The following is a 12,158-nucleotide window of genomic DNA, read 5'->3' as shown; positions in this document are numbered from 1 at the left end:
GTGCCAAAGGATTATAAGCTTGCTATGGCGATAGGATTATCATTTACAGCATTAACACTTTGTTCAGAATACAGTCTTGTATCAGGGTGGGTAAAAGTGGAAGACTGGCCAGCTCTATTGGATGTAGTACCTGGTATGGAAATGGCATTATGATTTTTGACAATTTTTTTTATATTACTAAATATAACTCCTATACTTTTAGAACTAAAAGGTAAGAGATAATTACATATTGTCTCATCATTTATATAATATGCAATTATTATGTCTGTTTGTATAACTAACAAGGGCGCTTTTGGATTATCTATTGGATTTCCATATCTTTCACAAGTGTTAATCTCAGGAATTACGTTTGGGATTGTTCATGGTGCATGGCTATTATTGCGAGGAGAAATAAAAATTGCACTTCCAGCCATTCTTTCAACTACGATCTTAGGTTGTCTTCTTGCTATGCTCTACATATATACAGGAAGGAGCATCCTCGCTCCAATTATAGCGCATGTTTTAATCAATATGGTAATAGAGCCATGGTTTTGTTATCTGCCATTACAGGGAAATGGAAAATAAAAAAAGTTTAAAGTAATAATTGAGGGAATGTTGAGTAATTTCGCCTCTAAATTAAATAACTTTATGGGTAAAAGGCTAGTTAATATATTACCGTTAGTCAGAAGTATAAAATGAAATTTAATATTTGTAAGAAGGTTTAGATAGCTGAGAAAAAGGAATGATAGCTATTAATCGCTCAGCTTATTAGCTATCAACGTCTAAATTATACCTTTTTATAACATCGAAAATATGGAAAATTATATATGTAATGTGATAAATTATTCCTAGAGGTGAATAAAGATTATGGATAAACGTCAAGAATAGCAATAAGAAGTCATGACATTACAATAGGTTTAGGCAATAAAAAGAACCAGAGTTTGAGATGTTAACAGAAATCTGAAATATGGTTAAATTCGCATTAAATATCCGAGGGCTTCCGATGATTGAATACCAAACTTTAAAGTTAGCAGCATATCATTTCTTAGATATTCTTACGTACATGTGTAGTGTATAGTGGAATATCTTGCAGAGATTGAATTTCTTAAAATATCATCGGAAGGAAAGAACGAACAAGCGGTTAAATAATTTCTATTTTACTTGTGAAATGTATTCCCTAAAAGTTTGGCATTCTGTCTTTTTTTATGGTGATTATTTGAAGTTAATTTGTTCATTATGAGTTAGTAAATAAAAGGAGGATTCAATGTTTATTGTATTTTTTATTCTATTAATCTTAATTATCGTTACTACAATTTTTGTAAGCATTTTTTTAAAGAAGAAACCTCTCGTTTCTGTCCTTGTACTGGCGTTGATATGCGTGACTGCTCTGTTCACAAGGCCTTCAGAAACTACGTACTATAATGAATTGGCAAAGAAACATGGTTTGCAATGCTATGACAACGGCACATGCACTGCCGGTCAACACGTTTATACGGTAGAGCAGTTTAGCAGCCACAATTTAGGTCTTTTTACAACGTATCATTTAAAAATGACTTATGGTGGCGGTACACATTTGCGCGAAATTGATAGCATTGGAGCCTTCTACAATATTTTTACGTATACAAATAGATAAGATGCTGGGACATAAAGTAGTAGTCTCACTTTTTTAGCTTCAATTGACACGTTCTTATCGAATTTAAGGGCTAATTTCGTGCTTAAATATGCTAATCTTATAACCTTCATAATGAAATAACGTTCCCAAAAAGGTTAGGGAAACAGCCACCCCCCTATTCAATTGAATAGGGGGGTGGCTGTTTATAATCAGTATGAATGTTATTCGGGATAAGGTTAAATGGTCGAAGCCCGAATGACCTTCTAAGGGCCATGAGGTCAAGGCTGGACAAAAACAGTTTGAACGGCAGGGTAGCGCTGAACCTAACGAAATTGAAGGGTAGTTTTGCAAAGGCAAGCGCAAGTAAGAGTGGGTCCTTATTCAAGCACTCCTTCAAAGAACCAGAGAGATGATTATCGTTCTACAATTTCTCCTCAACAATATAGAAAAGGTCTTCGGGTACTTTTTCGCCAATTTTCAATCGATGTATTTAAAAGATATTGGCTACATTTTTCCATAAGGGAATAGCTGGAGCTCTTTGCAGAAGCTTTTTTAATAACTTCTATTTCAAAATGTTAATTATTACTATATATGTAATTAACAATATATAATACACTTTTTTGTTTAATAGTTTATTTTTTCCTTTTTATGTGATATATTTGCATCAAGAATCGATTCGAATATATTGCAATGTATTAAAGAAATATAAATTTTTTTAGGAGTGGAATTATGAAAAATAAAATTATTAAAATGTCTGCTATTTCTGTTATTTCTATTAGTCTTTTTAATTTTGGGACTAACGCAAGTCTTGCAAAAAGTGAAGGCGATAGTTTTGAACAACTTGTTCAAAAGTTGGAAGAGACAAAAAATTATATTCAGTCTGGTATTGAATTATCAATTAACGAAAGAGACCAATTATCAATAGAGAATTACAATATGTTACATGACTATTTAGAAGAAAATCCAAACATTGATCATGAAAAAAAAATATCAATTGTAGATCAAGTAAATGACCTTGATGTTATAATATATGATTCTCAATTAGAAAATAAATCAATCAGTTATACAAATAATGATGATACTGCTATTTCTCCATTTGCTTTAGAGATTGGTGGTGGAACTTCTAGATATAAAGGAGATATTTTAATTAGTAACGTAGCTAAATCTTATGATGTTATTCGACATGGACATACTGCGTTAATGAGTACAATTCCTAATTACGTTGTTGAAGCTGTTCGTTCAGGGGTTGTACATAATCCCGCTTCAGTTTATTGGGGTCAGTCACATATAAATGATGAAGAATTATATTATGTTAAAGATGCCCCTGATTCTGCATATTTAGCAGCATATCAATTTGCGGTTGATCAAGTAGGTGAACCATATAATGTAAAAACTGGTTTTGACAATAATGATGAATGGTATTGTTCAAAACTTGTATACAAGGCTTGGCAATCTGCTGGCTATAGAGTTGGACCAAAAATGGGTCCTGTATTGCCGATTGACATTGCTGCTAGTGGTAACACAATAAAATATTCTAATGTGCCCAAAAATATGTTCTAAGATTTATTACATATGGGTTGTCTTAAAAGGGGTATTTTAATCAAAAATGCCCAAATAGCGAAAGCAGAAACGTTGATTTAACAACATTTCTGCTTTTCGATTTTCACATAAATTCACTTCAAAAAGTCCTTTTTATACAATTTTATATAATTATAAGAGATATAGGTGTAAATATGAAAATATTAAAATTTTTTGCTGTTTTTATTACTTTATTATTACTTTCAAGTTGTGAAGAACCTATAGTATATAAAGAATCCGAAAAAGAAATAGATATTATTGAAATTAATGATGTTACAAATTTCACAACTGATAGACAGGGAGATTATTTAGTGTTTAATTTAATGGATCCAGTTGCAGAAAAAGGATATATACAAGAATTTAATTCAAATGGTGAAATTATAAAACGCTATGAAATTTCAGATAGACTTTTCGCTCCTTCTAACATTTATTTTTTCCAAAATAAATACTATTTTGCTAGTAGTGGATATTCAGGCGATTCTAAAATCATGTCGTACAACCCAAATAATTCGAAAATCTCGTTTATTAATACAGGTCAAAATGACTTTGTAGAAAGATTCTATATGGATGACGATTCAAAATTTATTATGACAAATATGGATAAAAATTTAGATAATAAATTTTGCAAAATTGGACTCAATAAGTGCATTGAATTTCCTGAAAATTACAGAATACATGATATTACAATACTTGAAGGTGCTCCAATTGTAGTAGGGATTGTAAAAGATGCACAAGAAAATAGTGAGGATATTTTAAAAATAAGGAAATATAATAAGGACTTAGAAATTATAGATGAAGTTAATTTAAACCAGTATCCTAATTATTTTTCTTTTACTGGTAAAAATAATAAACTATATTTATTTATGTATAGTGGAGATATTGTAGAAATAAGTAGTGATTTAAAAGTAAGCACTTTTTCTTCTGACTTTTCAGCTATAATGGATGATATAGTTAATATAGAATTCAAAAAAAATTTAATGCTAGAGAATGGAGATCTTTTGATAAATATTGTTTTAAACGCTATTGATCAAAAATTAAATTTTATAGTAAAAGTATCATTTAGTACTGGTTCTCCTCAAATGGAGATAATAGAAAATACAGCTAATAAAAATCTTTTAAATGTTGATTATGATGCCAACGAATTTTATACAGCTTCTTATAAAGAGGATAAAAATGTAATTTCTATATGGGATTCAAAAACTTTAAAAATAAAAAATAAGTTTAAGCTTGATAGTACATATAGCGTTTATTTAGTAGATAAGATAAACTAGTCTAAAATCAAATTTTGATATGCTAAAATCTGTTGCTAAACGACCATTAATTCAATACTTACGACATAGTAATAACCAACAATTTAAACATATTTTAGATTTATTAAATTTAGCGATTTGCCAACTACCCAGCCTCTCTTCACGATTAGAAGAGGGGTTTTTTAGTACGCTGAGCATGTGCTATAACCTGTTATTCATATATTGCACAAGTGAAATTAATACACTACAAAAAACGAATTCGATATCATCTAACTAAGTATCATTAACGAGAATCAGCTATATTTATAGTGTTTACATCTGTTCAATCAAGCATCGGCCAACTTAGAGATGCTTTGAATGTAGTAATCCTCAAATACTTCATTTTCTATGGTGATTACCCAAAAGTTATGTAACTTTTTTTTATAAAACGAGTCTACTTAAGAAAATATAACTTTACTGGGAGTTCTAATAGTAATGAAGTTACTTATCAAATATTATGCACATATAATTTGATAAAAAGCTGACTTCATTACCTTTAAAATACAGTACGATGGGGGTTATACATAAGGATTTATCAAGTAGCAATGAGTTTGATAGAAAATGTTCATGGAGATTTGGAAATAGCCTTTTCTTTCTATGAAGCTTTTGAAGGAGAGGGGTTAGCACTCTAGTACCGAATTCAACACTTTTCGATAAAAATCCCACATTTTAGGGTTTTTTCGTGTTAAGATGTTAAAGACTATGGAATGTGAAAAAGGAGATTAGCATGTTTAAGAAACTTAGGAATACATGTATTGTATCGGCAGTTGCTTTGGCTACCATTTTGCCTGGACAAGCATCTGCAACAGCTATTAGTAAAGATGGAATTCAGATAAAAAACAATGTTTCGATTACGATAAATGGAGAGACGATTAGTGTCTATGACCCTATCTTAAATAAATCGGATTTCTTATTATTACCGATGCGCGCATTATATGAAGCGATTGGTGCGAATGTGGAGTGGAATAAGGATACATTGACAGCGTCAGCTACTCGAAATGGTAAGCTTGTCGATTTAACGATTGACTCTATGAACGCATTAGTAGATGGGGAAGAGGTGGCGATGGATGTCGCACCGTTTATGTATAAGGACCGAACTTATATGCCATTACGCTTTGTCAGTGAAAACTTTGATGGCACTGTGAATTGGGACCCCGATACTCAAAGTGTAGATATTACGTTATCTGATGAAACACCAGAGCAACCTCAAGAAAACCCATATATTTTACATATTAATAATCATCGCATTGTGATGAAAGATCCAATTGTGATGAAGCAATCAAGATCCTATATCCCAGCGAATTATATATATGAATACCTTGATGATTCAACAGGTATGTGGCTACCAGATAACTCTTTTGAATTACAAATAGCTGGCATGAGCTTTGTTTTTAAGGATAACAGTAATCAAGTTTTAGTGAATAATGAAGTTGTCACTTTAGAAGAGGTTCCTTTTGTTCAAAAAGGGAAGATGTACGTTCCTATTACCTTTGTAGTGAATGCATTAGGCGGAAACTTGCGTTATATAAGTGAAAAAAGAGAAATGTATTTATATGTCTATCATTATATGTATACAAGCTCTTTCCTTGAAAAATCATTTGGCTCAACAGCTTATCCAGAAGCCGTTCCTTCTGCTCGTTTAGAGGGAGATCGTGATTTATTTATTAGTGACAACCCAGAAACTTTAACACGTAAATTAGTTCCTAAATCTAATGCTACGCTTGCACAATACGATGTTAGTGCAACAGCAGCAACGAATAAGCACCGTATCTTTGGTTGGCATTATAACACATTAGGGACAGATGTGAAGCTTGGGATTACGGTTCAAAATAAATCTACTACAGAGAGTATTAAGGTAACAGAATCGAAGGGCATTAACCAAAAAACTGGGAACAGCTGGGTAGGCCACGATATTGGTTTAACGATTGCTGATGCTGTTTTAAATAACAAGCTTCAAAGATCAACAAGTAAAGGTACTGTGATTGAACCAGGAGAAACAAAGGTTATTGAAACATACGATTTAGAATACGACTATATCATTGGTTTTTTACATGATTTAGATATCCAAGCGGCTAACGGTGGAAAGCCAGAGTATACAATTCGTACAGTGCTTACAAAGGATAATAGTGACTTAAGAACGATTCAATCAGAGCAGGTTGCTGTTGATGAATATGCTAAACATCCAAGGGGTGCTTGGCCAAGTGCTACAATTCTAGCAGAGCTACCAGCTTATACAGTAGATTCTCCAGAGGTAGGCTATAACATTTCTAACGGCCGTACAGATCATTTACAAACGGCTGAAAATTCCTTCTCTCAAATCAATGGAGCAGTAGGGAATCCAGGTCATTTTGGCATGAACTATAAGGTGTCGATTCCAGTGGTGAATTCATCTGGCACATCAAAAACGATTAAGATGAAATTAGCTGGTCGTGGTGGTTTATATAGTGGTGCTATTAAGGTCAATGGCAAAGTATATTTAGTGCCTTCTTTACGAGTAGGAACAGAATATGTTGAACTGCCAGAGTACACAATTGATGGTTCATCAGGAACAATTGAATTAGAACTAATGCATGCTGGTGGTGTCAATCTTCCAGTAGCTATCTATGTAGGAACAAAATAAAAAAGTCACTGGCACGGGTCATGTGACATGAGATCGTGCCATACTTTGAATATATTCGGAGTGAAGAAATTGGCAAGAAAACTAGTAACAATTATTGTAGCCCTATTTGTGCTTATACTAACAGTTAGCCCAATCAATGGACAAGCAGCTGGTTTAGGCAATAAAGTCAGTGAAGTTAAAACGGAGGTTTCACCACAGGTAACACATATACAGCAAAGCTATACTTCAGGTTCTATTCGTGAGTTTGTAAATGTTTTAGATGTAAATTTAAATAATACATATACAAAATTAGAAATCGGTATGCCCAATCCTATTAATTCATTAAAAACAACATCAGCGATGGCAAAGCAAAATACGTATGATGGACATCGTGTTGTGGGAGCTGTCAATGCTTCTTACTTTTTAGGTAATGGTATGCCCGCGAACTTGTTAGCGGAAAAAAATGAAATAGTGAACTATGGTATTTTAGGAGATACGTATGATAGCCCAACACAAAAACCAGTTGCGTTTGGTTTATCAAAATCAGGGAAAGCGATAGCAGATTATTATACAACAAATCTAACGTTCCAAGTGAATGGCAAAAGCTATCCTATTGATCTCATTAATAGTGAACGAGGAACGAATAAAACAGTTTTATATACACCTGAAAAAAGAACCACAGGTACGAATACATGGGGTGTAGAATTAGTGGTGACAGGTGCTAGCCAAGATACAAATGTCTTGCATTTTGGCGATCAGTTTTCAGGCACAGTTTCGCATGTAACAGCCTATGGGGCAGAAGGTAACTCATCTGTACCAGCGGATGGCTTTGTTATTTCTGTTCAAAATAAAGAGCTAGCTGCTGAATTAAGTACAATTACTTCAGGCACGAATGTGGATGTAAGCTTATCCATTGATCAAAAATGGATGGATGCTCAATTCATTTTAGCTGCTGGACCAATGCTAGTGCGAAACGGCAAAGTAGATATTTCGATGCCGACGAATTCTGGCTTTGCTTCAACACGTAGTCCACGTACAGCAGTTGCAGTGGATGCCACTGGTACGAAGGTATCTCTTGTAACAATTGATGGTCGCATAAGCGGTCACAGTAATGGTGTTAATTTATCAGATTTAGCTTCTCATTTAATTTCAATGGGCGCTTCTTCGGCTATTAACTTAGATGGAGGCGGCTCTACAGCGATGGTCGTGCGTAATCCAGGTGGCTATTTTGCCAACCTAGTGAACAGACCATCAGAGGGCAGTGAACGTCGTGTATCAGCCATTTTGCAGGTTGTGAATACAGCGCCACCAGGACAAGCAAAATCGATTACATTAAGTAGTGTAAGTCAAGTAATGAAAGGTTCGTCTGTAGATATGCAGGTAGCAAGTGCCTATGATCAATACTTGAATCCGATGACGATCAACCCAGCCAATATGAAATGGACTGTGGAAGGAAATATCGGGAAAATGGATGGGGCAACCTTTACCGCTACACAAAAAGGTGAAGGGAAAATTATCGCAGAATATGAAGGAATCCGTACGTCTACACCTGTAAAAGTAATAGACTTAGCAGAAAAACCTATCGTACTAGATAGCTTCGATAATGCGTCATCTTGGACAACTGAAGTGGCAAAAGCCAATGCTTCATTAGCAAGCTCTAAAGAGTATGCTAGACAGGGAACTGCTAGCTTACAATTAAACTATGATTTTACGACAGCAGGCACAGGCACAAAAGCGGCCTATATGGTTGCTAAGACACCAATTGCTATGACAGGTCAGCCTAAAAACATCGGTCTTTGGGTATTTGGTGATGGCGGTAAGCATTGGCTAAGAGGTGTAGTTGTTGATGGTTCTGGCACTAAGCATACGATTGATTTCACAAGTCAGGGCGGTTTAGACTGGAATGGCTGGAAGTACGTTACGGCGAATATTCCGAGTGATTTAGCGCAGCCATTGAAATTTGAACGTTTATATGTTGCTCAACCAACAGCGTCTCTTCAAAAGAAAGGGCAGCTATACTTCGATCAATTACAGGCTGTCTATAAAGATAATCATGAGGAATTAATTTATACAGATGTTGCAAAAGGACATTGGGCATTTTCTGAAATCCAAAGCCTAAACAATAAATCGCTTATTAAAGGGTATGCCAATGGAACATTTAAGCCAGAAGCATCGATTACTCGTGCAGAGGCAGCAACAATCATTGCTAGAGCTTTAAATCTAACAACGACGAAGGATTCAAGCTTTAAAGATGTGAGTAAAGGTCACTATGCTTACAGTGCCATTGCTGCCGTAGAGCAGGCTGGTATTATTAAAGGGCAAGAAGCAGGGAAGTTTAATCCAAATGGACAGCTTTCACGTGCAGAAATGGCTGCGATTTTAACAAGAGCGTACAAATTAACAGGTACAAGTAAGGTAAGCTTCACAGATGTTAAATCAACACATTGGGCATATAGCAATATCCAAGCACTTGTGGCGAATAATTTAACTGGAGGTTTCCCAGACAATACATTTAGACCAGATGCACAAATTACACGTGCTCAATTTGCAAGCTTCTTAAATAGATGCTTATCATTCAAATAATATTGATGAATCCCCTGTAGCTACTACAGGGAATTCGTTCGTAGCAAAAAAATCCGCTTAGCTCATAAGAGAGCGAAGCGGATTTTTTATTTAGAATACAATGTATTTCACATATTGTTTCCAAGTTAAATCTTTAAAATGGCTCCATTGTATTTTCTCAACAGGCAATGTGCGGAAGGTATAGGCTGCAATATTACGTTTCTCATTAGAGAGCATTGGCGTGCCTTCCTCTACATAGTCCATAAAAATAGCGGATTTCGCTGTGTTAAATTGCACATTGATATCGATCAGCTGGATTTTGCCCTCCTGATTGATAATATAAAGCTTTTTATTTCCTTTTTTAGTCGTCGCTAGCCACGATTTATCGACTTTGTAAGAATCGAATGCTTCATTGACAATAATGGATGCTTTGCCTGTAGTTGAAAATGGGATGTCCTCTAATGGAGCATCTTGCTGTAACGTTACTTCATAATTTGTTGGCTGTGGTAAAGCTGCTGTTTTGGCTAGCTCATTTGCCCAAAATGTATGATCATCTGTAGCGATCATTTGTTTTTCTAAAACCACACCTGATAAGGCATCTTTAACATGTTTGACTTTAAAATCAACGGTTTGGCCTTCCTGTACCTTTTGCCATTCCTTTTCTGATAAATAGGCATACATTGCTTTTTCATTAGAATAGATTTCAAACGTTACTGTACCAGCTTCTTCTTTAATGGCAGATACGATACCATCAATAGGACTGACAATGCCTTGACGAGAGTGAATTTGTGTAATTTGTGCTTCAATTAGCGCAATTTGACGATTTGTTTCGGCAATATGTCGATTTAGCAGTGCAACGGCTGTCGATGCTGAATTTTGTTGAGCAAGCTCTAATTTTAGCGTAACAGATAGTTTATCATTGATTTGGTCCGTATTAATCGAGCTTTTCGGATTAGAGCCATCTCCATATTCATCCTCAATTTGGTCGAGTGCATCCTGTAAATCACTTAATTCTGTTTCATAGGCAGTACGTTCTGATTCAAGCTTTGTTATCTCTTCATCTACCTCATCAGTTTGATAGGTAGCAAGCAAATCATTCATCATCACTTCCTGACCACGCTTTACATTCACAGCCGATAAGCTGGTTACATCAGCCGTAATGGTAAACGTTTCTGCAGGTGCCACAATCGTTTCTTTATTGACACGCTCAGTATTTGTGCCGATATAAGCTTTTTGAAACTCGTCGATAAAGTAGGATCGTGTGATGTTGCTATCATTCTTGAACACTAAATAAGCATTTATACCGATTACTAGCATCGCCAACACAATGGTCATACTTGTCCATGGTCTTGCTTTGATAAATGCCATCATCCTAACCCCCTAGCAATCCATTCTTTTATTGGTAGCACACTAATCATCCCAACAAATAAGGCCATAAATAGTTGTACACCAATCAATTTGACTACTAATATTTTTCTACTAGCTGCTTCCTCCCATTTAGATAGGAATAGATACTGCACAATAATGATTAGAACGGTCGTTACTGTCAATTGGTTGATGCTAAATAAGACGAAATCTGTTTCAATCACCTGTAGGGCAGCTGGAGCTAATGAGAAGAACGAAAACATTGTTGTATAGCCTACTGCGTAGAAAACAGCAAAGAGAATTGCTTTTTCGATTAATAAGAAGGCAACAACATAAAGCTGGACTTTTTTAATCCAAGAGTAAGGAATGTCCGTTAATAGATGTAATAGATAGGTAACCCCATAATAATGGAAGCAAAAATAGACGATTGCCCATAATACAGCACCGAGCATGGAAAGTACGCGTGCTACAAAATAATCATTTTGTTGATCCATTGCGAATAGGGTCGTTAAATTTTCCGTCCCCATTCCCCAATATTCGCGTACAGCATACAACAGGATAAATAAAATAAACACTGATAATACGCGTTTCTTATATCCGATGACCTCACCTTCCTCTACTATGTTTGTAAAGTAGGTAGGATTTTTTAAGCTATGCCAGAACTTATAATGGTAAAACATAAACAGCGTCCTTTCTTCCAAAATAGGATTTCAAAGTTGTAGTATACACCTTATAAAAAGATTATGACATATGAAATTAGCTGTTTTTTTTCATTAATTTCGTAGAAAAAATCATATGCCGTCACTACATGTCGGTTGATGTAAACATCACATAAATCTATTGTATAGTATAATTGAAATAACTTCCTGTTTTTCTAGCTAGTAAATTTGAAAAATTATTTTTGATACTCATAATTTTGTAAATATACTAGAATGTCTTGAAAACATGATATTTATACCGATACTAAAGTAATGATTATCAATTACACTTTGCTGTAATTACGTCCGGATTTTTTCGAGCTTGCTCGAAACGTTTTTTTTCAAAATCTGTGACATCCGCCAGAGGTATTGGGGCTACTTGATGCTGGTCACACACCTTCATTACTACAAGACGTGGCACATTTAGACGGTGTTCCCTTATTTCGGTGGGCATTTAATTAATCGATGAAAAAAGT

8 protein-coding genes and 1 pseudogene are annotated in these 12,158 nt (G+C 34.8%); 7 read left to right on the top strand and 2 right to left on the bottom strand.

Annotated elements, in window-relative coordinates; all coding sequences use genetic code 11:
- The first annotated feature begins 24 nt into the window (after positions 1–24).
- From MHI34_RS03975 to MHI34_RS03945, 7 genes and pseudogenes are all read left to right on the top strand, one after another.
- Positions 25–222, top strand: a pseudogene (locus MHI34_RS03975) (hypothetical protein).
- Between the two features lie 39 nt (positions 223–261).
- The gene (locus MHI34_RS03970; RefSeq protein ID WP_342504126.1) at positions 262–564 is read left to right on the top strand and encodes a CPBP family intramembrane glutamic endopeptidase; all 303 of its coding nucleotides are present in this window, start codon (positions 262–264) and stop codon (positions 562–564) included.
- A 679-nt stretch (positions 565–1,243) separates the two neighbouring features.
- Positions 1,244–1,612, top strand: a complete 369-nt coding sequence (locus MHI34_RS03965) for a hypothetical protein (RefSeq protein ID WP_342504125.1) — start codon at positions 1,244–1,246, stop codon at positions 1,610–1,612.
- A 708-nt stretch (positions 1,613–2,320) separates the two neighbouring features.
- The gene (locus MHI34_RS03960; RefSeq protein ID WP_342504124.1) at positions 2,321–3,151 is read left to right on the top strand and encodes a YiiX/YebB-like N1pC/P60 family cysteine hydrolase; all 831 of its coding nucleotides are present in this window, start codon (positions 2,321–2,323) and stop codon (positions 3,149–3,151) included.
- A 173-nt stretch (positions 3,152–3,324) separates the two neighbouring features.
- Positions 3,325–4,440: a hypothetical protein gene (locus tag MHI34_RS03955; RefSeq protein WP_342504123.1), complete on the top strand. Its 1,116-nt coding sequence runs from the start codon at positions 3,325–3,327 to the stop codon at positions 4,438–4,440.
- 745 nt (positions 4,441–5,185) lie between these two features.
- Positions 5,186–7,078, top strand: a complete 1,893-nt coding sequence (locus MHI34_RS03950) for a stalk domain-containing protein (RefSeq protein WP_342504122.1) — start codon at positions 5,186–5,188, stop codon at positions 7,076–7,078.
- A 69-nt stretch (positions 7,079–7,147) separates the two neighbouring features.
- Entirely contained in the window at positions 7,148–9,640 is a 2,493-nt protein-coding gene (locus MHI34_RS03945) for an S-layer homology domain-containing protein (RefSeq protein ID WP_342504121.1), read from the top strand.
- Between the two features lie 90 nt (positions 9,641–9,730).
- Here the strand turns inward: MHI34_RS03945 and MHI34_RS03940 are convergent, their stop codons facing one another.
- Together MHI34_RS03940 and MHI34_RS03935 are read right to left on the bottom strand one after the other, a co-directional pair.
- Positions 9,731–10,990 (bottom strand): HlyD family secretion protein, encoded by a 1,260-nt coding sequence (locus MHI34_RS03940; protein WP_342504120.1) that lies wholly within the window; start codon positions 10,988–10,990, stop codon positions 9,731–9,733.
- Positions 10,987–11,664, bottom strand: coding sequence for a hypothetical protein (locus tag MHI34_RS03935; RefSeq protein WP_058845006.1), 678 nt, complete (start codon positions 11,662–11,664; stop codon positions 10,987–10,989). Before MHI34_RS03935 ends, MHI34_RS03940 begins: the two co-directional genes overlap by 4 nt.
- Between the last annotated feature and the right edge of the window lie 494 nt (positions 11,665–12,158).

Origin of the sequence: Lysinibacillus sp. FSL L8-0126 (genome assembly GCF_038630385.1) — a bacterium.
Classification (GTDB): domain Bacteria; phylum Bacillota; class Bacilli; order Bacillales_A; family Planococcaceae; genus Lysinibacillus; species Lysinibacillus fusiformis_D.
Note: the sequence above shows the minus strand (reverse complement) of the source record. Positions and strands in the feature narration are given on the sequence as shown.